Annotated in this window: 25 protein-coding genes; 18 read left to right on the top strand and 7 right to left on the bottom strand. The window is 36.1% G+C overall.

The genetic code is table 11. The features are described from left to right. Positions 1-262 precede the first annotated feature (262 nt). Entirely contained in the window at positions 263-907 is a 645-nt protein-coding gene (radC, locus tag ACLKML_RS11285; RefSeq protein WP_413285404.1) for a RadC family protein, read from the top strand. An 86-nt stretch (positions 908-993) separates the two neighbouring features. On the opposite strand, the gene hldE is transcribed toward radC, so the two are convergent. Next, positions 994-2,430, bottom strand: a complete 1,437-nt coding sequence (hldE, locus tag ACLKML_RS11280; RefSeq protein WP_413285403.1) for a bifunctional D-glycero-beta-D-manno-heptose-7-phosphate kinase/D-glycero-beta-D-manno-heptose 1-phosphate adenylyltransferase HldE — start codon at positions 2,428-2,430, stop codon at positions 994-996. Between the two features lie 438 nt (positions 2,431-2,868). Between hldE and rpmB the strand changes: the two genes are divergently transcribed. From rpmB to mutM, 4 genes are all read left to right on the top strand, one after another. Then, the gene (gene rpmB / locus ACLKML_RS11275; protein ID WP_004728407.1) at positions 2,869-3,105 is read left to right on the top strand and encodes a 50S ribosomal protein L28; all 237 of its coding nucleotides are present in this window, start codon (positions 2,869-2,871) and stop codon (positions 3,103-3,105) included. 13 nt (positions 3,106-3,118) lie between these two features. Further along, a complete protein-coding gene (rpmG, locus tag ACLKML_RS11270) occupies positions 3,119-3,286 on the top strand; it encodes a 50S ribosomal protein L33 (protein WP_317716538.1) in 168 nt (55 codons plus the stop codon). Between the two features lie 279 nt (positions 3,287-3,565). Continuing rightward, positions 3,566-4,042 (top strand): hypothetical protein, encoded by a 477-nt coding sequence (locus ACLKML_RS11265; protein ID WP_413285402.1) that lies wholly within the window; start codon positions 3,566-3,568, stop codon positions 4,040-4,042. Positions 4,043-4,199: 157 nt separating this feature from the next. Further along, positions 4,200-5,015 (top strand): bifunctional DNA-formamidopyrimidine glycosylase/DNA-(apurinic or apyrimidinic site) lyase, encoded by an 816-nt coding sequence (gene mutM, locus ACLKML_RS11260; RefSeq protein WP_413285401.1) that lies wholly within the window; start codon positions 4,200-4,202, stop codon positions 5,013-5,015. 45 nt (positions 5,016-5,060) lie between these two features. On the opposite strand, the gene coaD is transcribed toward mutM, so the two are convergent. Together coaD and ACLKML_RS11250 are read right to left on the bottom strand one after the other, a co-directional pair. Continuing rightward, a complete protein-coding gene (gene coaD / locus ACLKML_RS11255; RefSeq protein ID WP_413285400.1) occupies positions 5,061-5,543 on the bottom strand; it encodes a pantetheine-phosphate adenylyltransferase in 483 nt (160 codons plus the stop codon). Next, the gene (locus tag ACLKML_RS11250) at positions 5,536-6,597 is read right to left on the bottom strand and encodes a glycosyltransferase family 9 protein (RefSeq protein ID WP_413285399.1); all 1,062 of its coding nucleotides are present in this window, start codon (positions 6,595-6,597) and stop codon (positions 5,536-5,538) included. Before ACLKML_RS11250 ends, coaD begins: the two co-directional genes overlap by 8 nt. 274 nt (positions 6,598-6,871) lie before the next feature. Here ACLKML_RS11250 and ACLKML_RS11245 point away from each other — a divergent pair, with 274 nt between their 5' ends. Continuing rightward, positions 6,872-7,576: a 3-deoxy-D-manno-octulosonic acid kinase gene (locus tag ACLKML_RS11245; protein WP_413285872.1), complete on the top strand. Its 705-nt coding sequence runs from the start codon at positions 6,872-6,874 to the stop codon at positions 7,574-7,576. A gap of 139 nt (positions 7,577-7,715) precedes the next feature. Here the strand turns inward: ACLKML_RS11245 and waaA are convergent, their stop codons facing one another. After that, positions 7,716-8,972, bottom strand: a complete 1,257-nt coding sequence (gene waaA / locus ACLKML_RS11240; RefSeq protein ID WP_413285398.1) for a lipid IV(A) 3-deoxy-D-manno-octulosonic acid transferase — start codon at positions 8,970-8,972, stop codon at positions 7,716-7,718. Between the two features lie 128 nt (positions 8,973-9,100). On the opposite strand from waaA, the gene ACLKML_RS11235 reads away from it, so the two are divergent. The 4 genes from ACLKML_RS11235 to ACLKML_RS11220 all read left to right on the top strand — a co-directional run bounded on the left by ACLKML_RS11235 (position 9,101) and on the right by ACLKML_RS11220 (position 13,013). Next, a complete protein-coding gene (locus ACLKML_RS11235) occupies positions 9,101-10,162 on the top strand; it encodes a CDP-glycerol glycerophosphotransferase family protein (RefSeq protein WP_413285397.1) in 1,062 nt (353 codons plus the stop codon). A gap of 169 nt (positions 10,163-10,331) precedes the next feature. Further along, the gene (locus tag ACLKML_RS11230) at positions 10,332-11,432 is read left to right on the top strand and encodes a glycosyltransferase (protein ID WP_413285396.1); all 1,101 of its coding nucleotides are present in this window, start codon (positions 10,332-10,334) and stop codon (positions 11,430-11,432) included. An 18-nt stretch (positions 11,433-11,450) separates the two neighbouring features. Next, the gene (locus ACLKML_RS11225) at positions 11,451-12,506 is read left to right on the top strand and encodes a glycosyltransferase family 52 (protein ID WP_413285395.1); all 1,056 of its coding nucleotides are present in this window, start codon (positions 11,451-11,453) and stop codon (positions 12,504-12,506) included. Positions 12,507-12,536: 30 nt separating this feature from the next. Beyond that, the gene (locus ACLKML_RS11220) at positions 12,537-13,013 is read left to right on the top strand and encodes a serine O-acetyltransferase (RefSeq protein ID WP_413285394.1); all 477 of its coding nucleotides are present in this window, start codon (positions 12,537-12,539) and stop codon (positions 13,011-13,013) included. Here ACLKML_RS11220 and ACLKML_RS11215 read toward each other — a convergent pair. The 3 genes from ACLKML_RS11215 to lpxM are packed head-to-tail and all read right to left on the bottom strand — an operon-like array spanning position 13,010 to position 16,262. Next, complete coding sequence (locus ACLKML_RS11215) at positions 13,010-14,083, bottom strand: glycosyltransferase (RefSeq protein ID WP_413285393.1); 1,074 nt, start codon at positions 14,081-14,083, stop codon at positions 13,010-13,012. The genes ACLKML_RS11220 and ACLKML_RS11215 overlap by 4 nt on opposite strands. Continuing rightward, entirely contained in the window at positions 14,073-15,260 is a 1,188-nt protein-coding gene (locus ACLKML_RS11210; RefSeq protein WP_413285392.1) for an O-antigen ligase family protein, read from the bottom strand. Before ACLKML_RS11210 ends, ACLKML_RS11215 begins: the two co-directional genes overlap by 11 nt. Positions 15,261-15,308: 48 nt before the next feature. Continuing rightward, complete coding sequence (gene lpxM, locus ACLKML_RS11205; protein ID WP_413285391.1) at positions 15,309-16,262, bottom strand: lauroyl-Kdo(2)-lipid IV(A) myristoyltransferase; 954 nt, start codon at positions 16,260-16,262, stop codon at positions 15,309-15,311. A gap of 367 nt (positions 16,263-16,629) precedes the next feature. Between lpxM and ACLKML_RS11200 the strand changes: the two genes are divergently transcribed. From ACLKML_RS11200 to ACLKML_RS11165, 8 genes are all read left to right on the top strand, one after another. Continuing rightward, on the top strand, positions 16,630-18,345 hold the full coding sequence (locus ACLKML_RS11200) for an SLC13 family permease (RefSeq protein WP_413285390.1): 1,716 nt from the start codon (positions 16,630-16,632) through the stop codon (positions 18,343-18,345). A 159-nt stretch (positions 18,346-18,504) separates the two neighbouring features. Continuing rightward, positions 18,505-19,575, top strand: a complete 1,071-nt coding sequence (gene rfbB, locus ACLKML_RS11195) for a dTDP-glucose 4,6-dehydratase (protein ID WP_413285389.1) — start codon at positions 18,505-18,507, stop codon at positions 19,573-19,575. Further along, positions 19,575-20,447, top strand: a complete 873-nt coding sequence (rfbA, locus tag ACLKML_RS11190; protein ID WP_413285388.1) for a glucose-1-phosphate thymidylyltransferase RfbA — start codon at positions 19,575-19,577, stop codon at positions 20,445-20,447. Before rfbB ends, rfbA begins: the two co-directional genes overlap by 1 nt. An 11-nt stretch (positions 20,448-20,458) precedes the next feature. Next, positions 20,459-21,850, top strand: coding sequence for a mannose-1-phosphate guanylyltransferase/mannose-6-phosphate isomerase (locus ACLKML_RS11185; RefSeq protein ID WP_413285387.1), 1,392 nt, complete (start codon positions 20,459-20,461; stop codon positions 21,848-21,850). Between the two features lie 50 nt (positions 21,851-21,900). Beyond that, positions 21,901-22,695: an ABC transporter permease gene (locus ACLKML_RS11180; protein ID WP_413285386.1), complete on the top strand. Its 795-nt coding sequence runs from the start codon at positions 21,901-21,903 to the stop codon at positions 22,693-22,695. Continuing rightward, the gene (locus tag ACLKML_RS11175) at positions 22,695-23,924 is read left to right on the top strand and encodes an ABC transporter ATP-binding protein (RefSeq protein WP_413285385.1); all 1,230 of its coding nucleotides are present in this window, start codon (positions 22,695-22,697) and stop codon (positions 23,922-23,924) included. The genes ACLKML_RS11180 and ACLKML_RS11175 overlap by 1 nt, the downstream gene beginning before the upstream one ends. After that, the gene (locus ACLKML_RS11170; protein WP_413285384.1) at positions 23,914-25,350 is read left to right on the top strand and encodes a hypothetical protein; all 1,437 of its coding nucleotides are present in this window, start codon (positions 23,914-23,916) and stop codon (positions 25,348-25,350) included. The genes ACLKML_RS11175 and ACLKML_RS11170 overlap by 11 nt, the downstream gene beginning before the upstream one ends. 1 nt (position 25,351) lies before the next feature. After that, positions 25,352-26,983 (top strand): glycosyltransferase family 4 protein, encoded by a 1,632-nt coding sequence (locus ACLKML_RS11165; RefSeq protein WP_413285383.1) that lies wholly within the window; start codon positions 25,352-25,354, stop codon positions 26,981-26,983.

Raw genomic sequence — 26,983 nt, 5'->3', positions numbered from 1 at the left:
CTGTATGAAACGAGAAATGGCATAAGTCATATAAATAAAAGCTTAAATATAGAAGAATCAGAGAGGAAACAGAGCTGTTTGGTTAAAACAGGACTTGAATGAATGAGGATAAGTACCATGTTTCTCTATCTCACTCGCATATTGAGCGCTTGATGTACCCACACAACAAGTTATCTGTTATCTATTTACTTAAGTTATCTGGCTGGTTATTTAGTTAGCAGATGATGAAGTCGGCGTACAACATAATCATAAAGGAGCAGAGATGAATATAAAACGAATACCAATGGAATCTCGCCCAAGAGAAAAATTACTTTGTCGCGGCCCTAATTCTTTATCGGATGCGGAGTTGTTGGCGATTTTCCTCAGAACGGGTATTAAAGGTATGAACGTGATAGAGCTTGCCGACTATCTTCTTGCTGATTTTGGTTCGTTGCGAAAACTATTCAGTTGTAATCAAGATGAATTTTGCCACCATAAAGGTTTAGGCCAAGCCAAATTTGTTCAGCTACAAGCGGTGTTAGAAATGTCTAAACGTTACCTTGCAGAAACCATCAGTAAAGGTGAGGCTATTTCTAGCCCACAAGACACTAAGATGTACTTGTCCAGTCGATTGAGAGATAAGGAAAGAGAAGTTTTTCTTATTCTTTATTTAGATAGCCAGCATCATATTATTACCGATGAGATATTATTTGAAGGCACCATTGATTCTGCGTCGGTTTACCCTCGTGAAGTGGTAAAGCGGGCGTTGTTTCATAATGCTACTGCGATTATCGTAGCGCATAATCATCCTTCCGGCCTTACTGAACCAAGCTCGGCAGATAAAAATATAACCGGCAGAATTGCAGATGGGTTGGCTTTAGTCGATATACGTTTATTGGTCACCTGCTGTACTTGCTATATCGAGTGAATAACGCTATTCACTCGATATTAGAGTTAGGCTTTACTATTTCTTACAGGCGTACTTTTTACTCAGCACTGTTGTCAGTCACGAGATTAACGCGACTTACTGCCTGATTTTATCGCTTCAATTATTTCTGTCGTTGAACAGCCATCTTCAAAGTTTAGAACGCGTACTTTACCGCCGGCTGCGATAACTTCGGTGCCACCTGCAATTTGTTCTGGCTTATAATCGCCACCTTTAACCAGCATTGAAGGTAATACTTCTGAGATTAAACGTTGCGGCGTTTCTTCACTAAAAGGGACAACCCAATCAACTGAACCCAAAGCTGCTAATACTGCCATGCGTCGGTTGGTTGGATTAACAGGACGTCCTGGACCCTTTAAACCTCGAACCGACTCATCGGTATTAACAGCAACAATTAAGCGGTCACCCAGTTTTGCAGCTTGATTTAGATAAGAGACATGGCCCGCATGCAAAATATCAAAACAGCCGTTGGTCATCACGACGGTTTCGCCTTTGGCTTTGGCTTTTTTTACGGCTTCGACTAGTGCGTCTTCAGCAATTACACCAAAATCTGTATCTTGACTGCCATGAATGGCTTCGGCTAATTCAATTTCGGATAAGGTTGACGTGCCCAGTTTCCCAACCACGACACCAGCAGCTGCATTAGCGAGAGCACACGCTTCATCTAACGGTTTTCCTGCAGCAACAGAAGCTGCCAATACTGAAATCACAGTATCACCAGCTCCTGTTACGTCATACACTTCTTTTGCTTCGGTAGGAAGATGCAGTGGTTCGCAATCTTTACGCAATAAGGTCATACCGTGTTCACCACGTGTAACAAGTAACGCTTCTAAATCGAATTCTTCGACTAACGCTAACCCTTTTTCGACCAGCTCTTCATCGGAATGAACTTTTCCGACCTTTAACTCAAATTCAGCCATGTTAGGTGTTAATAGCGTTGCACCTCGGTAGCGTTCAAAATCGACTTCTTTAGGGTCAATGAATACTGGAATATTGGCTGCTCGTGCTTTTTGAATAATTAATTGAGCGTGCTCCAATGCGCCTTTAGCATAGTCAGATAAAATAATCGCATTCATTTTAGGCAGTACGGCATCAATACGGGATAAAATTAACTGCGGATCGACATCTTTAAATTTTTCTTCGAAATCTAACCGAATGAGTTGTTGTCCTCGGCTGATTATGCGTAATTTGGTTATCGTTGGATATTGTGGAAGAGTGACAAAATCACAATCAATATTAAGGCTATGTAAAGTATCGGATAAAACTTTTGCCGGTTCATCGTCACCTGTTAAGCCGATGATGTGAGCGTTACCGCGTAAAGAAGCAATATTCATTGCAACGTTGGCTGCTCCTCCGGGACGCTCTTCATTGTTGTCTACTTTGACTATTGGCACTGGCGCTTCTGGTGAAATACGTCCAGTTGGACCATACCAATAACGATCGAGCATAACATCGCCAATAACTAAAACATTCGATTGGTTATATTCAGGCAAAATAGGTTTCATACAATATTCCAAAAATGATGACTGGAAGGAAGTTTAGCATAAGCCAGTTGCGCGCTAAACTTGCCATAAGCATCAAATTCTATCTTATTTCTGTAAAATCAAAAAAACACTTATCTTTTTCAAATTTTCTGCTATTATTCGCGCACTATTTTTTGAACACTAATCAGCTCTGCTCAAAAAAAGATCACGAAATCTTGTAAAAGGATCTATTCAGGTCTTGAGCAATGTACGTCAAGTTAGTATAATGCGCGACCTTTGATAGCCTTGTATGGGTTTCCATAGCGGTTTTTAACCTCAAATCTTTACTTATTTAGTAGTCGTACTATTTAGTAGTAGTTTTTACTTATTGAGTAGGTAATCGTTTTTACTTATTGAGTAGATAGAGAGGTTCGGCCACCAAGGTTGATATCGAGCTGAAACGATTTTGGAGAGACTTTAATGTCCCGAGTATGCCAAGTAACTGGTAAGCGTCCAGTAACGGGTAATAACCGTTCACACGCACGAAATGCTACTAAGCGTCGTTTTCTGCCGAACCTACAAACGCATCGTTTCTGGGTAGAGAGCGAAAAACGCTTTGTTAAACTACGTCTAACTGCTAAGGGTATGCGTATTATTGATAAGAAAGGCATTGATGCTGTTCTTGTTGATATTCGTGCTCGTGGCGAGAACGTTTAAGAGGAATTGAACGATGGCTAAAGGCATTCGTGAAAAGATTAAACTTGTTTCATCTGCTGGTACAGGACATTTCTATACCACTGATAAAAACAAGCGTAACATGCCAAGTAAATTTGAGATCAAGAAATTTGATCCTGTAGTTCGCAAGCACGTTATGTACAAAGAAGCAAAAATCAAGTAATTGATGACAGTTTCAATAAAAACCCAGCTTAAATAGCTGGGTTTTTTGTTTTCTAAATAGGTATTTTGATTAAGCTTTATTTGATTCGATAACCTTTATCGCTATTATACTTCTTACTTCTTACTTCTTACTTCTTACTTCTTACTTCTTACTTCTTACTTCTTACTTCTTACTTCTTACTTCTTCTTTTCTGCTCCTTAACCGACAACCTAGCAGTTTCAGTCATTCCTTGTTAGATTAGTCCTCAGTTTAATTACTCCAGTGCTAAGGTACTACTGCATGAAAAAAATCTCCCGTCGCGGTTGGAACAATGTTCTTATTTTTGCTGTTATCGCGTTTATGTTAATTCTTAATCTGCCGACGATTATTAAAGAAAACTTTATGCAACCGGAGCAAACAACCTATCCTTATGTGCTTAATCCTGAAGCTGATATCAACGAAATGCATTTTTCGCGACTTTCTATCCAAAGAGATGCAACCGATTGGGTGGCGAATAAAAAACTCACCATTTCGGCTTTAGAACTTGTGCAACGTTGGCACGCGCTTGCGGGTACACAGATTGATAGTGATACATTTTCGCAACTTAAAGCTCAATTACCTAAAGCGAATACACTAGAAGTATGGTATCTAGATACGGAAGAACCGCAAAGAGTCACTTACTATCAAACACCTAATTTTTGGTTAATGAAAGGTTGGCAACAGCATTGGATAGCTGTTTCAGTTGATGAAAGCTACTTATTTCCAATCTCAAATTAGCGATTCGTTATCTCTATTGACTGCATTTCTAAGTACGGAATAGAAATAACCAAGAAAGATGATGAATAAACACAGATAGCGCGTAATAAACATAGATAGTACGTAATAAAAATAGATAGTACGTAATACAAACTAATCTCACGGAGTAAAATTCACTATGCCTGAACTACCAGAAGTTGAAGTTAGCCGAATGGGCATTACGCCACACCTTTCTGGCAAAACCATCAAGCATATTGTTATTCGCCAACCTAAGTTACGATGGATGATTCCTGAAGAATTAAGTCAACTTAGTGGGCAAGTTATTTTAACTATTCGACGTAGAGCAAAATACCTGCTTTTAAAAACAGAAAAAGGCAGCATTATTGTTCATTTAGGTATGTCCGGTTCTCTACGAGTATTAAAAGAAAATCATCCAGTGAAAAAGCATGATCACGTTGATCTGGTGTTAACTGATGGAACGCTGCTTCGTTATAATGATCCACGACGTTTTGGTGCTTGGTTATGGCAAGATAGAGATCAAGAGCATACGCTGTTTAAAAATTTAGGCCCAGAACCGCTAGAAGAGGATTTCCACGCTGATTATATTGTGCAAAAAGCGGATAAAAAGCGAGTGGCAATAAAGCAGTTTATTATGGATAACAAAACCGTGGTTGGTGTTGGGAATATTTATGCTAATGAAGCTTTATTTTTAGCAAAAATACACCCTTTAACACCGGCAGGTACTTTGCAGCTTGAGCAATGGCAAGAGTTGGTTCAACAAATTAAGCAAGTACTCGCTACGGCCATAGAGCAGGGGGGTACAACGCTTAAAGATTTTAATCAAGCGGATGGTAAGCCGGGTTATTTTGCTCAAGAACTTAGAGTTTACGGTAAAGCAAATGAAGGTTGTCCTATCTGTGGTGAAAGAATTCACCAGTTGAAAATAGGACAACGAAATAGTTATTTTTGTTTAACTTGTCAGCCGGAACAGTAATCCAGTTCGACTCAATTACAGCTTAAATACCATGCTGCTGAAGCGCTATTTTTGTGCTTTTTCTTTTAGCTTAATCGCCACAGGAATAGGCACAAATTGATCGATTTCACCGCCATGAATCGCGACTTCTCTTACAATCGTTGAAGATAGGAAAGCATACTCTTCTGCTGGGGTTAAAAAGATACTTTCTAAATTAGGCATCAATTTTTTATACATATTGGTTAAGCCAAATTCGTATTCGAAATCGACAGTGGTTCTTAAGCCTCGGATCAGTAAATTGACATTTTTTTGTTTAGCAAAGTCAACTAACAACCCTGAAAATCCTTCAACCGACACATTATCAAGCATTTTTACCGATTCTTGCAGCATATCGACTCGCTCTTGCAGCGAAAACATGGTTTGTTTACTCGGGCTATACGCGATCGCAACAGTAACCTGATCAAACATTTTTGCTGCTCGAGTAATGATATCCATATGACCATTTGTGACGGGGTCAAATGTGCCAGGGTAGAGTACATGATTATCCATTACATTGTTCCTTTTTGCTGGCTAACCACTGATTTAAGCGCTGTTTTACCATTTCTAGACTAATATCCTGCATTAGGTTTTCCCCTTTGGCTCTTGTGCCCCAGCTTAATTGTTCTAGCGGTTTTCCTTGTTGCTGCTCCACATGTTGTTGATACACACTAGCCACATATTGTTGGCTATAATATGGCCCAGTTCGTACTGGGTTACTGTGCGCATACAAACCAATAACCGGTGTATTCTGAGTGGTGGCGAGATGAGCAGGTCCAGTGTCTGGCGCCAGAACTATATCGGCTTGTTTAAGTACAGACGTTAGTTGCATTAAATTGGTTTGGCCAATTAAGTTGGTCACAGGGCACTGACACAGAGCTTCTATTTGTTGACCTAGCTTTACTTCTCTTGGTGCAGGGGAACCACATAAAACAATGTGTAACCCTTGCTCATAGGCGTAATCTGCTAGTTGAGCATATCGTTCCGTTAACCAGTTTCGTTCGTCTTTACTCGCCGCGGGTGAAATGACTAACGTTGGTTGTTGAGGTAGTTTTTTCTTTGCAAATTCAACATCACTTTGGCTAATAGGAATATCCCAACTAGGTAATTCAAATGGTACGCCAATATACTTGGCAAACTCAGCAAAGTTATCTAGTACATGAAAACTATCAGTATTAGCAAGATGTTTGTTGGTGAAAAATTGTTGTCCTTCACGGGTTCTATTTTTACCAAAACCTATTTTATATTTTGCTTTAATACCAAAAGAAAGAGCACTAGCACGAATCGCTGCTTGCATGTGTAAAAGTGCATCGAAACGTTGCTCAGGAAGCTGTCGCCATACTTTCTTCATGCCAGCAAAGCCTTGTTTTTTATCAAAGATAACCACATTGATATTAGGCAGTTGGTTAATTAACTGTGCTTCTATTTTTCCTGTTATCCACGTTATTTTGGTTTCAGGCCAATATTTTTGAATTGCCTGAACTACTGCGATAGCATGACAAACATCACCAATAGCGGAAAGCCTTAATATACAAAGCGATTTTGGAGCAGAAGAAAATAAAGCCATAACATCTTTACTCGTAAAGTAGGTAATGCGAATTATGCAGTTGCCATGGTTAAATGTAAACTATCGTTATAAGTGGTTACACTCAAAAATAAAGACGAGTTTATTCAAGATAAAAGTCGGTTGTATAAAATAGCGGGCTGTTACGTTTAATTAAAGAACAAAGAACAAAGAACAAAGAACAAAGAACAAAGAACAAAGAACAAAAAACAAAAAACCAAACTCGAATATAATCCGTCACGCTTATATTCAAAATAACCAAGTTCAAACAGAGGCACTGGTGCAAACTTATAAAAGTGGAAATGAGACTATTTGGTATGATTCAGATCTTCTATCTGTTCCAGTAGAGATGTGCACTAATGCGCCTTATTGGTATGTACACAATAAGGTTGTTGGTGTAGCTAAAGGGCGAGGAACGACTTGGTTTGTTCAATTGGCTAATCTGCAAGGGGCGCTAAGGCATTATCGTCGAGGCGGTTTATTCGGCAAACTAGTGAGTGATCAGTACTGCTTTCAAGGTTGGCAAAAAACGAGAAGCTATCAAGAATTTTTATTGCTAACCACATTGCGAACAGCTGGTGTTAATGTACCACGGCCTATTGCGGCTCGGGCAGTGAAAACAGGGTTAATTTATCGTGCTGATTTATTGAGTGAGAAAGTGCCTAATGCGCATGACTTAGTGGATATATTGCAACGTCAGCCTTTGACGAAACAAAACTACTATAATATTGGCCAGCAAATTCGCAAAATGCACGATGTAAGCGTGAATCATACCGATCTTAATATCCATAATATATTGCTAGATGATGAACAAAATGTGTGGATTATCGATTTTGATAAATGCACTGTTCAATCGGGTGACGCTTGGAAGTCATCTAATTTAGACCGGTTAAAACGTTCATTTTTTAAAGAACAGGGTAAGCGAAATATTCATTGGAATGAAAATGAATGGCAGCTATTGCTTGCAGGCTACTCTGGTTAATCGAACAAGCTACCTTACAAAAGGACAGTGAGTTTTCAAGACCTATTCTATATTTCAAATAGGCAGTACATTTTAAAATAGGTAGCACGTATTTCAGTATAAATTAGAACTGTGTAGATATAGAAAACGTTTAATTAGACTATAAATAACGCAGTGTTTTCTCTAGTGCGCCTCGGTTTCTTTCTACCACCTTTAATGCTGCCTGGCCCATTGATTGCGACAGTATGGTATCTGTAAAAATCAGGTTCAGTTGTTCTGCTATCTCGTCAGGTGTACTCGCAATCACTAATGCATTATCCGTTAATAATTGTTGAGTAATATCGCTAAAATTATAATAGCTTGGGCCATTTATAAGTGGCTTAGCCAATGCAGCTGGCTCAAGAAGATTGTGCCCGCCTACTTTATTTCCCAATAAGCTTCCCGCCATGAAACAAATATCAGCAGCACCAATTAATAACAACATTTCGCCCATTGTATCGCCAATATAAACTTGGGTATCGTCTTGTGGTGGATGTTGGCTTGTCCGAGTAATGGCTTTTAATTTTTGCAGCTGTACTAATTCACTCACAGCAGTAAATCGTTCAGGATGCCTAGGGACGAGAATCATCAACGCATTAGGCTGTAATTTTAATAATCGCTTATGCGCTTGCAATAATATTTCATCTTCACCTTGATGAGTGCTTGCGGCAATCCAGGTTGGTCTCTCGCTACCTAGCTCGATTCTCAATTTTTGGCTAGACTGCATAATATGAGAGGGAATGCTGATATCAAATTTAATCGAACCCGTAACATGAAGGTTTTCACTAGCAAATCCGAGTCGTTTGAAACGCATTGCATCGTCTTCATGTTGGCAAAGTATTTGAGATATATTTTTTGCTAATAAGTTAAATATAGATTGAAATTTTGCGTAGCGTAAACAAGACTTTTCTGACAAGCGAGCATTTAGCACGGTGATCGGAATATTAGATTTTGCGACGGTATATAGTGTATTAGGCCATAATTCCGTTTCCATAATTAACAGCTGTGTGGGTTTTACCGAACGCAGAAAACCTTTCACACACCACGCAAAATCAATCGGCATATATCTGTGCTCAACAAGATCGGCTAACTTTTCTGCTTGTTGTGCGCCAGTGCTCGTTGTGGTGGTTAATACAATGGCTTGTTGTGGGTTTTGCTTTTTTATCGCTTTAATAATCGGCGTAACAGCAATGGTTTCACCAACAGAGACAGCATGAATCCAAATAGGATTTTTTGCCTGAGTTGTAGGCGTTATCCCCCAATGTTCTTTCCAGCGAGAGCCAAAGGTTGGTTTACCGGTTTTTTTCTTATATAAGCCAACTAAAAGAACAGGGCAGGCGAGAAAAAGAACCAATGTGTAAAGTAAACGAATAAGCATGCCTAGATTAATCTCAATAAATTAATTTATGGTAACGTGTTTTTATAAACAATAACCAGTAAACTATAAAGCATGTAAGTTGACTCTGTTACTATAAATTGCCACTTTTTGTCCTTTGGAGAGTATAAATGCCCTTGCTTCATGAGCCTGAATCAAAAAAGTACCGTTTTCTACTTTATGTAGAACAAAATTACTCTTTTGACATATTAAGGCCAATACAGAAACATGCAAAATTGTTAGGTCATGATATTCGTTGGTTATTGGTTGGCAAGGATGTGTCTAGTCATTTTCTTTTAGATGATGAGGTATTATGTACAAGTATAGAGAGCGCAGTAAAATTTGAACCAGACGCTGTGTTTGTACCTGGAAATAAAGTGCCTGCATTTATTTCAGGGATAAAAGTTCAAGTTTTTCACGGACTAAACCAAAGTAAACGAGGTAACGTCTATCCTGAAAGAGGATTATTTGATCTTTATTGTACGGAAGGGCCAGGAAGAACCAGCTCTTTGCAGTCATTAGCAAAAAATAAAGAGTATTTTAAAGTTGTTGAAACTGGGTGGGTAAAACTTGACAGTTTATTTGCACAGACAAACCATCTGTTAGTAGAAAAACAGAGTAAAACAAAACCGCATATTTTATTTGCATCGACTTTTTCTCCTAGTTTATCTTGCGCAGAGCTTGTTTATGAACAGATAAAACAACTAAGTCAAACTGGAGAATGGCATTGGTTAGTCACGTTACATCCAAAGATGATTAAAGAAACAGTTGTGAAATATCGCCAACTTGAATCTGAAAATTTGACGTTTTTTTATAATGATAAAGTTATTGATATGATGCACTTAGCCGATGTAATGGTTTGTGATAATTCATCTATTTTTCAAGAATTTTTATTACTTAATAAACCAGTTGTAACGGTTAATAATAGAGATGTACAAGCGAGCTTTATAAATATTACTAATCCAGAAAAATTGAAGCCTGCAATTGAAATGGCTTTATCTCCTACTGAAAAATTGATGACAGAAATTAATAAGTACGGTTCTAACATTACGCCATATTTAGATGGAGAATCTGCACCGAGGATACTAGATGCAGTAATAGAAATGTTACAATCAAATTGGAAGAATAATAAACCTAAAAATTGGTTCAGGAACTTTAAAATTCGTAAGTCACTAGGTTACTGGAAGTTTTAATACTAGTTTAGTCACAAGAAAAATCATAATCTCGAATCGTGAGCTGTGATTAAATAAGTTTTTGATAAGGTTTTATACACATTGTAGACGTAATAGATAAGGACTTGGATTAGTAAAATACTATACTTACTGATCTTTCAATCTCACTGCATACTGATAGTCATTAAATATGAAAAAAATTAAGCTACTTGCGGTTACACATCATAGCCGTAGCAACATCAACCCAATTCGACCGGAAGCTTCGCAAATTATTGGCTTACATAAATCAGGGCAAGTTGATGTTACTGTCCTCTGTAATCCTAACTCAGGGCTGATTCCTTATTTTGAGCAGCATGGAATCGAGGTGTTAACTGATCCTCTAGATAAAAAAATCTCATTAACAACCATTTCCAAAATACGTTCTTTAATTAAATCTAAAGATATCGATATTTTGCACTTATTCAATAATATAGCTTGTAGTAATGGCGCGACAGCAGCAATTGGTACTAAGGCTAAAGTTATTGCTTATCGTGGACAAACAGGCAATATCAGCCGTTTGGATCCTGCTAGCTACCTGACGATGCTGCATCCTCGATTAGATAAAATCATTTGTGTGGCAAATGCCGTGCGTGACGACTTGAAGCAGCATGTATGGGGTGATAAAAATAAACCGATCACAGTTTATAAAGGGCATGATCAATCATGGTACCAAAAGCCTCAAGCTAGTTTGGAAGAGTTAAGTTTAAATGCAGATTCATTTAAACTTTCACTAGTGGCTAACTTAAGACCAAGAAAAGGCTTAAGTGTGTTGATTGACGCCGTTAAGTTGCTTCCTGCTGATATTAATCTCGATGTATTATTAGTAGGAGCGGATCCTAAATCAGAAAAAATTCAGGAGATGATCGCGCGAAGCGGTAAACCAGAAAGAATACATGCTTTAGGTTATCGAACTGATGCTCCAGAAGTTGCGGCGGCTTCAGATTTAACCATTTTACCGACAACCAAGCGAGAAGGGTTATGTCGAGCAGTATTAGAAGCAAACTCTTATGGTGTACCTGCGATTGTTTCTGATACTGGTGGTAATGCAGAATTAGTCGCAGATGGTGAAACTGGGTTAGTTGTCCCACCTGGTGATGTTGCTGCATTGGCTGATGCTATTCTAAAACTCTATCATAATCGTTCATTGTGTAAACAGTTTGGTGTTGCCGCAAAGCAACGAGTTATCAATAAGTTTAATGTAGAGCAGGGTGTTGAAGCGACACTTGATATATATCGTGGCTTATCAAAATAACGGTAAAGAAGAATAAAAATGATGGATTTGTATTTATGCTCTACTCTGCGCCACTTTATGTTTGCTTTATTAAGAGCAATCAGAGACTCTGAACAAGATAGTTTAATTATTATGATTCTTGATCAGCAAGATTTAAGTGAACAACAGTTTGACTTAACCGTTTTGCCTAGTTGGGTGTCCGTAAAGTTTGTAAAAAGAAAAAACTTATTAGGTGAAACTTATAAAGGACCGATCGGTTTTACACATAAGTTATGTGCAACGGCGCTCGTAGCCAGCGCTTATTTTAAAAACCGAACGAGAAAGTATGTATTTGAGAGGCAGTTCAATATTGATAACAGTAGGAAAATAAACCTATTTCTCTTTAACGATAGAAATCGTTTAGCTAGGCTATTAAGGCTGACAGTCGAAACCTATCAAGTTATTGAAGATGGTTTATCAAACTATAGTGGTAATGCGTTAAATAATATAGAACGATTGATCCAGAGAAAAAAACACCGTAGATATATAGGTGATGATCACCGTTGTCGAAGTATTCTTTTATTAAATAAAGAGTTTGCACCAAACACAATAAAGCATAAGGTTCATGCTATAGATTTCATTGACACTGATATTGTCAGTAAGTACTTATTTCCTATTTTTAAACTGGATTTATCGAGTTTAAATGAATTTCCTAAAGTCCTTATAGCTACTCAGCCTATTTCATTGGCGAACATGGACTCGACTGGATGTGATTTAAAGGTTTATGAAGAACTAATTAAGTACTTGGATGAAAAAGGGCTCTCTTATCAAATAAAAGTTCATCCTAGAGAAAACGAAGAGAAGTATACTAATTACTTTTCTCAGGCTTCGTTTGTAGATAGTAAAACTCCACTTGAACTGTTTTTATTTTCAAATGAAGAAAAAATCGATATTGTTTCTATTTATTCTTCCGCAGGAATGGGGTTTGAGAGATTTTGTAATAGAGTTACCCTTATTAACGATAGTGAAGCAGAAAAACAAGAACAGATATACGAAAATTGGCAACAAGGGCTAGCTGATTTAAGAGTAAGATTGAACCGCCTTAATATAAATTAAGCTCACATAAGTCACGATAAGATAATTAACATGAATATAATTAAGAAAATATTACATCCGATTGACTGTTTAGTTATTCGGCCGTTGAAATTCAGAGAATTGAAGAATTTTTATTATGCAGTTTTTCGATACCGCTCTTATAAGTTGTTGTTAGCTAATGACTTTAGTACCAAGTCAGCTGAAGGGACTCAGATCCAATACTATTACAAAAGGAAAACAAAGTTTCCCCATCCAATAGGTATTGTTATTGGACATGATGTTAAATTAGGTATGGGATGTACAATTTATCAGAATGTTACTATAGGGAGTGTCACAACTAAAGCACCTCAGCCAACATTGGGAAACAATGTAACTATTTATGCGAATGCAGTCATCATTGGGCCTATTCATATTGGAGACAATTCGGTAATTGGTGCAAATTCAGTTGTGAATCAAGATGTACCTGCTAATTCAACAGTAGCAGGTATACCAGCGAAACGAATAGATAAAGTGAATGATATTCACTAGATCAGTTTTATAAACTGTTCACAAATGAACTTAGGCATAAATTCTTTCCGAGGTGAAGATATGTAGCGTTGAGGGTGGTTTATTGCGTCATGCATTTTTGTAACAAAGCCATCAAAGTCTTCCATTGGGACTAGTGAATTAGGGTTCGTTATGACCTCTCTGATTCCTCCAACACTATCGAAGGCGATAACTGGTTTTTCTAAAGCAACAGCTTCCATCATAACTCTTGGTAATCCTTCGAAGTCAGAGGTGAGAAGAACTAGTTGAGAATGTTTGATATAAGGATAAGGGTTAGACTTAAAATCAATTAGTTTAACCTTATCATCAATGCCATGACTTATTATTTTGTTTTCAATATTATCTCTTAACTCACCTTTTCCCATGATAAGTAATGGATTATCGATAGCGGACTTGGCATATATTTTTATTAAATTATCATGTCTTTTTTGATGATTAAACCGACCAATGTGTAAAATATAATTCGATTCATCAGGAGTATAGTCGCTAGCGAATAACTTGATCCTATCGGCGTCAATAGCATTATATATAACTTGTTTTGGCACATTTGAATGAAAGTGAGTGCAAAAACTATCCATGGCTCCTTGAGAAACAAAAATGAGAGGATGGTTGCTGTAAGTCTTAGAGATATTACTAACTTCCATTTTCTTTTTGAACCAAGACTTCCCTTTTAATAAAGAGCTACCATAAGAATTTCTTATAATGTGATGAACATTGAGTCGGCTTTTAGACATGATTTTGTCGCACAAAATCATATTAGAAAATACTTTAGTCTCTTTACCAAAGTTATCTATGATAAAACCATCAATGTACTTTGCTGCTTTATCTCTGTAGGTAAATCTATGAATACCGGATTTTTTTATCTTATTTTTGATATCAAGAAAATGAACATTAATGTCATTGATATCATATTCTGCCACGTTACCCAATACCAGAAGATGGCAGGTATAGTTACTATGTTCTTGTATTGATAGGCATAAGTTAATTACTGATTTTTCTGCCCCCCCTCCTTTGATGTCCGGAAGTAAAAAAACAATATTCTTATTTGACATTTAATTCTTCCTTATTAGCAAAAATAATGGTGACATAATAGATAGAAAATAGAATAGGCATCATTGGTAGTGCTTGCCTAAAAGGTGTCGCGGTCATAGAAATACCAATGAAAAGAGTAAATAAACAGAAAGCGAATGACATACTGACACGAGAGGCTTGATATTTACACAAATAAACAATAGGTATTGATTGTAAACTCAGTAATAGGATTAGGCCTACGATACCTTTCTTTACTCCTGTGTCTAAATATTGATTATGATAGTTAGTGGGAGAGTATTCTGCGGCGGCTTTGCTAATCTTCCCTTGATGGTATAGCTGCTGGTATCGTTCAGAATGTTGGTCGCCAAAACCAAACACAGGCCTCTCTTTTATTAGTTGTACAGCTGCATCCCAGAACTGTAGTCTGAGTCCTATGGATGATTGTAAATTACCTTCTTGAATTGCATTTATTTCTTGTATCGTACTTTTAATCCGACTTTCAATTGGCTCATGACCTATATATGCAATGCCTAGTAAAATAATTGTAGCAATTGCTATACCTTTCTTATTAAGGCTAAATTTTGAAAGAAGAAAAAATAGTGGAAAGATGACAAGAAATGGAAGAATGACACCTCTAGTCTGAGTAAATATAATAACTGCTGAGTAAAAAATTATTGGAATCAATAATAGGCTGTTCTTTGTTTCTATAAAACGATAAATAGATATTAATCCAACAATAGATGCAGCGGAGGCATAAGGGATAGGATTAAAACCTCCACCAGTGATAGGTATTCCTCTATCTAATCCCAAAGCATATTTATTATATAATACAAACCCAATAGAACAGAAAGATCCAATAATAAGTAACCGGTCGATAACTCCCTTTGTTAATAAATGTTGTGGGAAATAGATGAATAGTACTAACATGACAAGAAATACCCTTATTTCTTGACTTGAACCACCGTAAATATAGTAAAAAACACTTAAATAGATGATGGTTATTATCAATAGAATATTTAACGGTTTTTTAATGTTTGTTGTAATCGGCTTTTTTCCATATTTAGCGATGGAGACAATGAGTGAGACTAGTACAAATATGACGAGCTTTTTATCTGCATTTTCTATAAAAAAGGTACTTGTAAAAAGTAAGTAGATGGGTGCGCAAATTATGTGGTCAAAAAATTTCATATTATTCATGTTTTTATTCGTAATTATCCGACAGAATTGATTCGTCTCGTACTTTAATTAAAGTCGATATGGGTTTACATTAGTATCTGGACGCGTTTTTAATAATCTAAGAATCCACATATATTGCTCCGGCTTATCACCCACATATTCTTCAATGCATTGGTTCATCATTCTAGCATCTTGCTGTTCGTCACCGGTAGGAAACGGTAATGCGGGATAAAAGTCTAACTGATATTGTCCAGTTGAGGAATTATACATAGCAAATAAAGGGACAATTTTTGCTCGGCTGAGTTTAGATAATCGCCCTAATCCTGAAATGGTCGCTTTTTTGGTCGCAAAAAAATCAACGAATACACTATGTTCTGGCCCTAAATCTTCATCCGGTAGGTAATAGCCCAAGTAACCATCACGAACTGATTTGATGAATGGTTTTATACCACCACTTCGATCATAAATTCTTCCACCGTACTGCACACGTTGTTTATGCATTAGCCAGTCTGAAACTGGATTCTTTTGTGCTTTTGCCATTGCCGATACAGGTAAACCTCTAGACGCAAGTAAAACAGCAGGAATGTCAATTGCCCAAGTATGTGGCACGAGTAAAATAACACTTTCACCTTTGTCGGTAATAGAAGTTAAGTGCTCCAGCCCATTTATAGTGGTGTTGGTATCTAGCCATTTTTTATTGCGTAATGTTAGCGAAGCAAAACTTAATAGAAACGAAATGGATGTAACATAAGAAGCAACTAGAATATGTTCCCTTTGTTCAGTGCTTTTATCTGGAAAGCACATTTTTAAGTTTACTCGCGCTCTTTTATTGGCTTTATTGTTAATTTTCACCGCTTGTTTAGCGAAAATTTTTGCCGTCCAATATCGGAAACTAACAGGAGTAAAACTCAGCATGGAGGCAAAAAATACAGCAATCCAAGTCCCCCAATATTTAGGCAACAGAAAGGACTTATCAAACTGTGGATTGTAAGCGTTTATGTCAAAATCATTGCGTTTATTCATAGAATGAAATTACTTATAAAAGTGAATGCTAGTTAATATAATAAACTACTATTTTGGACAAAGATTGTACCTTCGCAGTTTAGTCCTCATTGGCTAAAAACCAGACGCTTATTGCTTAGTGAGATAATATCTTCGGTTTCTCTTAGTATTGCTGCTGGTTTCGAGTAGAAGATACCCCAGCACTGCTGTACAATCAACAACCCGTTAACGCGGTTTGTTCGTGTGTACGATAAAATAATTTGAACATTATCGCCATTTAGGGGGCTTACCTAAGGGCGGTAGCGTGCCTAAATCTTTTTTTATAGCTAAAAAAGGGAAATAGTGAGGCAAACTTCGAGAACCATTTTTCTGTGATGTTGGTTTAAATATGCTTATTACTTCTATCGTTATTATCTCACTTTTAGCAGCACTGGTTTTTTCCAATGTGCGGCCTTCTCTGCTGTTTATTTGTGCAGTGATTGTTCTTTATATTACAGACAATGTATCGCAACAAGATGTGCTAGGTAATATTGTTAATACATCGGTATTAACTTTAATTAGCTTGATGCTGGCTTCTTTAGCTTTAGAAAAAACCCAGTTGTTAACTTGGATTTCGAGCAAAATTTTTCATCCTAGTTATAGAAAAACTATCTTTAGATTAGGTATTGGAACGGCTATTTCTTCTGCGTTATTGAACAATACTGCAGTAGTGGCAACCATGATGAGTGGGATACAACGAAATCAAGAGCATTCTGCTTCTCGTCTTCTTATGCCTCTTTCATATTTTGCTATTGTTGGAGGTACCATCACTCTAATCGGGACATCAACCAATTTAATTGTTAATGCTTTAATTGTTGAGCAAGGGCTGCCTTCTCTGACCTTCTTCAGCTTTTTACCGGTTGGCTTATTATTGTTTACTCTAGTCGGTTGTGTGATTGCGTTTTCTAGCTATCGACTAAAAAGCTCAGATTCGGCAACAGTGAATACCGACGCTTATTTTATTGATGCAGAGGTGCTGCCCAATAGTAAACTGATAGGAAAAAGTGTTATTGAAAACCGCCTGAGAGCACTGGATGGTTTGTTTTTAGCCGAGATAGTAAGAGGTGATGAATTACTGTCACCGGTTGCTCCTAATATGGTAATCCAACAGGGCGATAAACTTATCTTCACTGGTGATGTTAGCCAAGTGAAGCAATTAAATATGTTGGATGGAGTGGAAGTCTTTGCCGACAGCAGTAAATTGTTATCGGAAAACTTAATCGAAGTCATTGTTAGTCCTGAATCGATATTAATAGGACGCACTCTTAAGAATACGGAATTTCGCTCAAGGTTTGACGCCGCGGTTGTGGCTATTAAACGTCAAGGTCAAAAATTATCTGGTAAGTTAGGCGAACAATCTATTTTTGCCGGAGACAAACTGGTTTTGGCTGTCGGTAAAGATTTTAGTAAAAGACAAAACTTAAGTCGCAATTTTTTTATACTTACCGGTAAATCGTTACATCAACCATTGAGTCTAAAAGCTAATTTTTTTGCTATTGGCGGTTTTATTACTGCCATATTAGCTTCGGTTATTAGTTCGGTATCACTGCTTGAAATGATGGCGCTGTATCTTATTTTTATGGTCGCGAGCAGTATATTAGATGGCACCACATTAAGACGACGTTTCCCATTTGAACTTTGGTTAATACTGGTTTGTGCGTTGTCTATTGCTCAAGCGTTTAGAGAATCAGGTTTAGCCGACTTTCTATCCGATGCGGTATTCTCTTTTGTTGGATCTCAAAATCCGTACTTTGCATTAGTTATCCTATTTATTGTAACTGTGCTACTAACTGAGACAATTACCAATACTGCAGCAGCCGCAATAACGTTGCCGATAGGTTTATCTCTCGCAACGGCTTATAACGTCAGTACATTGCCATTTATTATGGCAGTTGCTTATGCAGCAAGTGCCAGCTTTATTAGCCCTTTTGGGTACCAAACCAATTTAATGGTTATGAACGCGGGTGGCTATAAAGTCATGGATTTTATCAAAACAGGTTGGAAGGTTTCGTTGGTTTATACTGCGGTTTCGTTATTTTTTATACCGCTGTTTTTTCCTTTTTGATGTAAGAAAAAATAAATCGAAAACACAATCGTGATTGATAAGTTTTTGTGTACTAATAAAAAAGCGTCCAAGCTAGCGAGGAGCCAACAAGTAATAAATATAATAGATTTATTACTGATACCTCTAAGTAGGGTTGCTTGACAATATAAATAGGAAAATATGAAAGTTTTAATAACAGGTGGCGCAGGGTTTATTGGTTCTGCTGTGATTAGGCATATTATCAATAATACTGAAGATGAAGTTGTGAACTTAGATAAATTAACCTATGCGGGCAATTTAGAATCGCTAGATGAAATTAACTCTAATGAACGATATCAATTTGAGCAAGTTGATATTTGTGATGCAGAAGCCTTAGAAAGAGTGTTTTCTATACATAAGCCAGATGCGGTGATGCATTTAGCGGCTGAATCACATGTTGACCGCTCTATAGATGGTCCAGCCGCGTTTATTGAAACTAATATTGTTGGTACCTATACACTATTAGAAGCAACTCGTACATATTGGAATGATTTGAATAAAGATCAGAAAACGAAATTTCGTTTTCATCACATCTCGACAGATGAAGTGTATGGGGATTTGGAAGGCACAGATGATCTGTTTACAGAAGACACATCCTATGAGCCCTCAAGTCCATATTCAGCCTCTAAAGCCTCAAGTGATCATCTTGTTAGATCGTGGTTACGTACCTACGGTTTACCAACTATTGTAACAAATTGTTCTAATAACTATGGACCTTATCATTTTCCTGAAAAACTCATCCCATTAATTATTCTTAACGCCATAGATGGTAAGTCTTTACCTGTATATGGTAATGGAATGCAAGTTAGGGACTGGTTGTTTGTTGAAGATCATGCAAGAGCGCTATATAAAGTGGTAACCGAAGGAATTGTAGGTGAAACCTATAATATAGGTGGCCACAATGAGAAAGCCAATATTGAGGTTGTAAAAACGATTTGTTCATTGTTAGAAGAGTTAGTTCCAAATAAGCCTGAAGATGTTCACTACTATCAAGACTTAATCACTTATGTAACAGACCGTCCTGGACATGATGCTCGTTATGCGATTGATGCATCAAAAATTGAACGTGAACTAGGTTGGAAACCAGAAGAATCGTTTGAATCAGGTATTCGTAAAACCGTTGAGTGGTATCTAAATAATAAAACTTGGTGGCGTAGAGTATTAGATGGTTCTTATAGCCTTGAGCGTTTAGGCACAGGAGATCGTCGGTAATGAAAGGAATTATATTAGCTGGTGGTTCAGGAACCCGTTTGTATCCGATCACTAGAGGCGTCTCTAAGCAACTATTGCCAGTATACGATAAACCAATGATCTATTATCCTCTCTCCGTATTAATGTTAGCCGGAATAAGAGATGTTTTAATTATAACAACCGAAGAAGATCAAGCAGGGTTTCAAAGACTGTTAGGTGATGGTAAGCAATTTGGCCTAAATTTAGAATATGCAGTCCAATCTCGGCCAGATGGTTTAGCTCAAGCTTTTATTATAGGCGAAGAATTTATTGGAAAATCGAATGTTTGTTTAGTTCTTGGTGACAATATATTTTATGGCCAAGGGTTTTCTCCAAAGTTAAAAGAAGCTGTCCAGTTAGTATCTGGAGCAACGGTATTTGGCTATCAAGTAAAAGATCCACAAAGATTTGGTGTGGTTGAATTCAATAAGAATAAACAAGCAATTTCAATCGAAGAGAAGCCGAGCAACCCTAAATCAAATTTTGCTGTGACGGGTTTATACTTCTATGATAATCAGGTTGTTAACATTGCTAAAACTATTAAGCCGTCCGAACGTGGTGAGTTAGAAATTACTAGTATTAACCAGGTTTACATGCAGCAAGGTCAACTTAATGTTGAACTTCTTGGTCGTGGCTTTGCTTGGTTAGATACAGGTACGCATGAAAGTTTGTTAGAAGCAGCTCATTTTGTAGAGACGATAGAAAAGAGACAGGGATTTAAAATTGCTTGTTTAGAGGAAATTGCATTTAACCAAGGCTGGTTGAGTAAGAATCAGTTGGATAATATAGCAAGACCAATGGCTAAAAATGAGTACGGCCAATATTTACTAAACTTAACAACGCAACTCAGTTAATAGGAACAATAATGTTTTTACCTGTCATAATGGCTGGTGGTTCAGGCTCACGCCTTTGGCCACTTTCACGTTCATCCTTTCCTAAACAATTTTTAGCCTTAGATGGTAAAAATTCACATACGATGCTTCAAGCTACATTAGATAGAATTGAAGGTATGAACTCATTAGATGCGATCATTATTTCAAATGAAGAACATCGTTTCATTGTAGCCGAACAAGTTAGAAGCTATGGCGCAAAAGCAGAAATTATTTTAGAACCGGTTGGTAGGAATACAGCCCCTGCGATTGCCTTAGCCGCTATTCAATCATTGAAAAATGGACAAGATCCTATTTTGTTAGTATTGGCTGCTGATCATGTAATACAAGATACTTCAGCATTTCAACGATCTGTTTTAAAGGCGATGCATGAAGCAGAGAAAGGTAATCTTGTGACCTTTGGTATTGTGCCAACCTCTGCAGAAATTGGTTATGGATATATTCAACGAGGTGAAAATGTCAGTGAAGGGGCTTATGCAGTAAAACGATTTGTTGAAAAGCCTGAATTAAAGTTAGCGACTGAATACTTTGCCGGGGGGGAGCACTATTGGAATAGTGGTTGCTTCATGTTTAAAGCTAGTGTGTATATTGAAGAGCTAAAGCGGTTTTCAACAGAAATTTTTTCCGTATGTCAAAAAGCTTCTGAAAACATCAAAAATGATACGGATTTTTTTCGGGTTGATGAAAACGAGTTTATTAAATGTCCCGATAACTCCATTGATTACGCAGTAATGGAGCATACAGATAAAGCCATAGTGGTCCCTTTAGATGCAGGTTGGAGTGATGTTGGTTCTTGGTCGGCTCTTTGGGATATTTCAGAGAAAGACTCAAATGGAAATGTTCACCAAGGGGATACAATTTTAAAAGAGACTAGAAATTGTTATATCTACGCTCCTAATAAACTTGTTACTACGGTGGGACTTGAAAATATTGTAGTGATAGAGACGAAAGATGCCGTTTTAGTTGCAGATAAAGACAAGGTACAAGAAGTCAAAAAAATAGTTCAACAACTTAAAATGAATAACCGTTCAGAATTCAAAGAGCATAGAGAATCATATAAGCCTTGGGGTAAATCAGATGCAATTGATAGTGGTGACCGCTATAAAGTGAATCGAATTACTATATTACCCGGAGAAAGCAGGCCTCTACAAGTACACTATCATCGAGCTGAGCATTGGGTTGTTGTATCCGGTACAGCAAAAGTAACTAAAGATAATTCTATACATATTGTTACTGAAAACCAGTCTATTTACATGCCTGTAGGAGTCAGCCATATGATAGAGAACCCAGGCTTTATTCCTTTGGAACTAATAGAAATTCAATCGGGGATTTATTTGCAAGAAAATGATGGAATAAATATAGAGTAATACATTTATTTTTATTCCATATTAAGATAGTAGAGAAAAGGAATTGTATTTTGCTTTCATTAATTAAAAATCTCTTAAAATATAGAGAGTTTATTGTTAGTAATGTAAAAAGAGAGTTTCAACTCAAATATCAAGCGTCAATTTTAGGTGCTACTTGGAGTGTTATCAATCCACTTTCAATGATATTTGTTTATACAGTAATATTTTCGCAGTTAATGAAAGCACGCATACCAGGGGTAGAAGGTGTTTTTGCCTATAGCATTTATTTGTGTTCAGGTATAATAATTTGGGGGTTGTTTTCAGAAATATTGACTAGATGTGTAGATTGTTTTATTGATAATGCTTCTTTAATAAAAAAAGTCAACTTTCCTAAAATATGTATACCTGCCACCATAGTTTTAGGCGCTTTCATTAACTTTTTAATTATATTTATAATATTTTTATTTTTCTTATTAATATCAAATAATTTACCTTCATTTGAATTGTTTTTCGTTTTTCCAATACTTATGGTATTAACGATTTTTGCCGTTGGACTTGGTATATTTCTTGGTGTGTTAAATGTATTTTTTAGAGATATAGGTCAATTTACTAAAGTGCTGATACAATTTTGGTTTTGGGGGACACCTATAATATATCCAATGAATATATTACCTGAAAATATTGGGTTGTTATTATCATTTAATCCGATGACAATTATAGTCAGTTCTATGCAAGCTGTTTTTATTGATGACTTAATATTAAACTGGTCTGCTTTGACTATAGTGTTTGTAGTGAGTATAGCCTTGATGTTATTCAGTTTAATGTTTTTTAGAAAACATGTTAATGAAATTGCAGACGAAATATAATGAGTAAAATAACAGTTAGCAATATAGAAAAGTCTTACAAACAATACCCTAATAGATTTAGTCGATTGATTGAATGGATGAGTCTTGGGCGTAAAGTTTGCCATACGCTAATACCTGTTTTAAAAGGTGTGACTTTTGACGTTGAATCAGCTGATTCTGTTGCGATCTTAGGCGTTAATGGGGCTGGTAAGAGTACTCTGTTGAAGATTATCACTGGGACTTCTGCTCCAACACATGGTCAGGTTAAAATAGAAGGTAGTGTATCTGCTTTACTTGAATTGGGGATGGGTTTTCATCCTGATTTCTCTGGAAGACAAAATGTTTACATGGCTGGTCAACTTCTAGGTCTTAATTCGCAAGATATATCGAACATGATGGAGTCTATTATAGCGTTTTCCGAAGTGGGAGAATATATAGATAAACCTGTGCGAGTTTACTCTAGTGGTATGCAAGTTAGATTAGCATTTGCTGTTGCAACGGCCAGAAGACCCGACGTTCTAATTGTAGATGAAGCTTTATCTGTTGGGGATGTTGCATTTCAACGAAAATGCTTTCAGAGAATCGAAGATTTTAGGCAGAAAGGAACAACACTTTTATTTGTTACCCATGATATAGAAACGGTAAAGCGAATATGTAACAAAGCTATTTTGATCAAAAATGGTGAAATATTTGCGATGGGTAAAGCAAAAGAAGTTTGTAATATTTATGAAAAAGAACAAAGTGTTGTGAGCAATATCGAAAAAGTTCCAGCTCTCGATAAAGGTGAAGAAACGAATTACGGAACATTTAAAACTATAATTAAAAATATTTCTATAAATGAAATGATCGACCAAAAAATATTTCATGTGTCGAATAATAATGATTTGAGATTTGTTTTTTATATTGAGATTAAATCTGACTTAAATTCGCTATGTTTTTCTATGATGCTGAAAACAAAAGATGGTATATCTGTTTATGGTATAGATACATCTAATGTGGAAATTTTTAATGTAAACTCTTTCGAACGCGGATGTTATAAAATAAAAATAAGCATAGAAAATAAATTTTCACCTGGAACATATTATTTAAATTGTGGTATTAGAGAGCACTCCGATAGTGATGAATATCTCCATAGACGTTTAGATTGCGGTATTTTAAATATAATTGAAGAGTCTGATGTTTTTGTAAAACATGGATTGATAAATGCAAGATTTGAATCAAACATAATGAGAGTCGACGATGAAGGATGAAGAGCTACTGTTTGTACACAGTCTTTTTAGAACCGGTAGCACTTATTTTTACTCTAAATTAAAAAATAGTGGTGTTAGGTCGTTTCAAGAACCGATACATGAGATAGTTATTCAGGTTCAACAGAAAATAAAAACATTAGAGAATAATGATAAAAATATTGGTTCCCTAAGACATGAAAACTTAGTGAATGAGTATTATACAGAGTTATCTGACTTAGAAGAAAGTGTGCTAGATATACTTGGAGAAGATGATATTTATGCTGATTACTTCTCGAAACAATTGAATCCAAGTTTAGAAAAATATATTTTCCATCTAATTACAAGCACAAAAGATAAAATTGCGATTCAAGAATGCAGAACTTCAAATCGAATCGGTATCATTAAAAATAAGTTTAGTGGAAAACATGTCTATTTATATAGGAATCCATTGGATCAGTGGTGGTCCTATCGTGTAGACAGGTATTTTGATACGACTAGTCAATTAATCTTTGGATCGAATAAAGAACAATCTGAAGAAGTGTGTAAACTGAAAGCACTAATCGGCAGCGAAGCATATCGGTCTGATAATTTATTGAAAGAGTTTCACCGATATCATTGTGAGCCAATGGATTTTCGTAGTAGCTATTTAGCATTTTATTCTTTATGGATACTAGGGTTACTAGAAGCTTTTGAACATGCCGATTTACTTATAAATATCGATGATCTCTCGATATCTTCACATTACCAACATGAAATAACTGATGCGCTTGCTATGTGGGGTTATGAAAATCTTGATTTTAAAGATTGTAACTCTCCACTAACTCCGATGGGGAGTGATGAAAAAAATGAATATTTAAAACTCGAATGTGAAGTTGAAGAAGTCCTTTTAAATTCAGATGTTAATCAAGAAGTGCTTCAAAAAATAATTGAGCTGAAATTAAAACAGCGCGAACAACTATCAACAATGTCAGAGTTAAATCAAAGTGCACAACAAGTAGTAGCGAAAATTAGAAAAGATTTTCTCCACACACTAGATACTGAATCATACTACGCTAAGTGCTTATCGAAAGAATTGCGTAACATGGAAGCTAGAAATATTGAAATTGAATCAAACTATAAACGCATAGAGAAGATAAATTCAGATATTGTTAACAGTCTTTCATGGAAATTAACTAAGCCTGTGAGAGCTTTCTTGCATTTTAAAGATAAATTACTATTGATTTTTAGAGATAAACAGCACTTTAAAGTATTTGTAAGAAATAAAATAACTCGATTTCCAAAATTACATATTTTCTTAAGGAAAATAATACAAGGTTCACCCCTAATTCGGATGTTATTCACCAAGTATGGTTTTTTATCGGAGAAAACTATACCTTGGGAAGAGTTAAATAAAAAAATGACACCTAATCAAAAAAATATTTTTAATGAACTAACTCGGAAAAACTAACATGAATGCTGCTATGTTTTGTAGCTTGAAATATATTCAATCGGCTACTTTTAAAACTATTAATCAATCAGTTTTGCATAATGTATTAAAAGGAAATCATCCTTGTTTTTTTATTTTACTAGATAGTCTAGATAGCATTGATTTGGCGAAAAATGAAATAAGTAAAATAATCACATTAGATAGATGTCGATTTTATTTTTTGCCATCAACTACAGAACTAAAAACTGAATTGTGTTGGTTTATTGCTTCTAGTTATAATATTGATAATGCTATTTGTTTTACGGAAGACGAAACGTCAATTGACGTATTTGAATTAGGTGATTTTAATAATAATCAAAAAACATCACATGACTTAAGTTCTGAGTTGGGACTAAATGTTAATGTATTAACTTTATCTTCATCTATAGAACTTGATGAGGTAATCGAACGAATTAGAAACCTTAATATCGATTTCGATCCTATTGATATTGCCAATTTGCTGGCTAAGATTGATCCAGTACAAAAAAATACACTGCATATTGATATAAGTACTCTTATTCATTTTGATCACGCTACTGGCATACAAAGAGTAGTTAAAGAGTTGTCAAATCGCTTGCTAGAAAGTGAACTTCCAATGAATAGTAAGTTAGTGTATTCGTATCCAAATCATACCCATTTTTATAATGCAACTGATAGCGGAAGAGCTGGCGATCCTTATACAATAGAGGATGATATTGTAGATTTTCATGATGGCGATATTCTTCTTTTTCTTGATTTACATCCATCAAATGCCTATACAAAAAATGAAATTATTAAACAACTTCAACATATTGGAGTTAAATCATACTTTGTTGTGTATGATTTATTACCTATTTCTCACCCTCATTGCTTTGTGCAAGAATTAGTAAATGATTTTGAACAGTGGTTAGCAACTGTAGCGATGTCAAACGGCGCAATGTGTATTTCTAATGATGTGAGAGATAAACTCAATAACTGGATTGAAGTTAATAGTATTAATAAATATCCAGAATTTAGAAGCGAATATTTTCATTTAGGTGCCGATTTTAATACATCAATAATAAATAGTAACGATGAACCACCTCAACATACATTGATCGAACCATTGTTAAGTTGTGACACGACAAAAACTTATTTAATGGTAGGAACAGTTGAGCCTAGAAAAGGACATAAAGATGTATTAGAGGCATTTGAAGCGGCCTGGTCAAATGGTTCCAGTAATGTGCTCATTATTGTTGGTAAGGAAGGTTGGCGTAATGAAGAGCTAATTAGCCGTTTAAAAACTCACCCTGAACGAGATCGCAAACTATTCTGGTTACAAGGGCTCAGTGATGGATATTTAGATTACTTATATAGAAATGCGAGCTGTTTAATTGCTGCAAGTGAGGGCGAAGGGTTTGGTCTACCGCTTATAGAAGCAGCGCAATATGGTTTGCCTATTATAGCTAGAGATATTCCTGTGTTTAGAGAAGTTGCTGGTGAGCATGCGCTGTATTTTTCAGAACGAAAAGAAGAAAAATTAGAGAGGTTATTATTTGTTAGTGAAGATGCTTATTTAGATTCAAAAAATATTCCGTTTTTAACTTGGAATAAATCAACAAATCAATTGATACATTTGATTTTAGGCGAAAATTGA

Origin of the sequence: Vibrio sp. MA40-2 (assembly GCF_047302445.1) — a bacterium.
Taxonomy (GTDB): Bacteria; Pseudomonadota; Gammaproteobacteria; order Enterobacterales; family Vibrionaceae; genus Vibrio.
This window is presented reverse-complemented; position numbering and strand designations above follow the sequence as displayed.

Coding starts and splice junctions, on each gene's coding strand:
- ACLKML_RS11200 (WP_413285390.1), top strand. CDS start 16,630: ATGCTTATTACTTCTATCGTTATTATCTCACTTTTAGCAGCACTGGTT.
- waaA (WP_413285398.1), bottom strand. CDS start 8,972: ATGCTTATTCGTTTACTTTACACATTGGTTCTTTTTCTCGCCTGCCCT.
- rfbA (WP_413285388.1), top strand. CDS start 19,575: ATGAAAGGAATTATATTAGCTGGTGGTTCAGGAACCCGTTTGTATCCG.
- rpmG (WP_317716538.1), top strand. CDS start 3,119: ATGGCTAAAGGCATTCGTGAAAAGATTAAACTTGTTTCATCTGCTGGT.
- ACLKML_RS11250 (WP_413285399.1), bottom strand. CDS start 6,597: ATGGCTTTATTTTCTTCTGCTCCAAAATCGCTTTGTATATTAAGGCTT.
- ACLKML_RS11265 (WP_413285402.1), top strand. CDS start 3,566: ATGAAAAAAATCTCCCGTCGCGGTTGGAACAATGTTCTTATTTTTGCT.
- ACLKML_RS11185 (WP_413285387.1), top strand. CDS start 20,459: ATGTTTTTACCTGTCATAATGGCTGGTGGTTCAGGCTCACGCCTTTGG.
- ACLKML_RS11170 (WP_413285384.1), top strand. CDS start 23,914: ATGAAGGATGAAGAGCTACTGTTTGTACACAGTCTTTTTAGAACCGGT.
- ACLKML_RS11230 (WP_413285396.1), top strand. CDS start 10,332: ATGAAAAAAATTAAGCTACTTGCGGTTACACATCATAGCCGTAGCAAC.
- rpmB (WP_004728407.1), top strand. CDS start 2,869: ATGTCCCGAGTATGCCAAGTAACTGGTAAGCGTCCAGTAACGGGTAAT.
- ACLKML_RS11175 (WP_413285385.1), top strand. CDS start 22,695: ATGAGTAAAATAACAGTTAGCAATATAGAAAAGTCTTACAAACAATAC.
- ACLKML_RS11165 (WP_413285383.1), top strand. CDS start 25,352: ATGAATGCTGCTATGTTTTGTAGCTTGAAATATATTCAATCGGCTACT.
- mutM (WP_413285401.1), top strand. CDS start 4,200: ATGCCTGAACTACCAGAAGTTGAAGTTAGCCGAATGGGCATTACGCCA.
- radC (WP_413285404.1), top strand. CDS start 263: ATGAATATAAAACGAATACCAATGGAATCTCGCCCAAGAGAAAAATTA.
- lpxM (WP_413285391.1), bottom strand. CDS start 16,262: ATGAATAAACGCAATGATTTTGACATAAACGCTTACAATCCACAGTTT.
- ACLKML_RS11220 (WP_413285394.1), top strand. CDS start 12,537: ATGAATATAATTAAGAAAATATTACATCCGATTGACTGTTTAGTTATT.
- hldE (WP_413285403.1), bottom strand. CDS start 2,430: ATGAAACCTATTTTGCCTGAATATAACCAATCGAATGTTTTAGTTATT.
- rfbB (WP_413285389.1), top strand. CDS start 18,505: ATGAAAGTTTTAATAACAGGTGGCGCAGGGTTTATTGGTTCTGCTGTG.
- coaD (WP_413285400.1), bottom strand. CDS start 5,543: ATGGATAATCATGTACTCTACCCTGGCACATTTGACCCCGTCACAAAT.
- ACLKML_RS11235 (WP_413285397.1), top strand. CDS start 9,101: ATGCCCTTGCTTCATGAGCCTGAATCAAAAAAGTACCGTTTTCTACTT.
- ACLKML_RS11225 (WP_413285395.1), top strand. CDS start 11,451: ATGATGGATTTGTATTTATGCTCTACTCTGCGCCACTTTATGTTTGCT.
- ACLKML_RS11215 (WP_413285393.1), bottom strand. CDS start 14,083: ATGTCAAATAAGAATATTGTTTTTTTACTTCCGGACATCAAAGGAGGG.
- ACLKML_RS11210 (WP_413285392.1), bottom strand. CDS start 15,260: ATGAATAATATGAAATTTTTTGACCACATAATTTGCGCACCCATCTAC.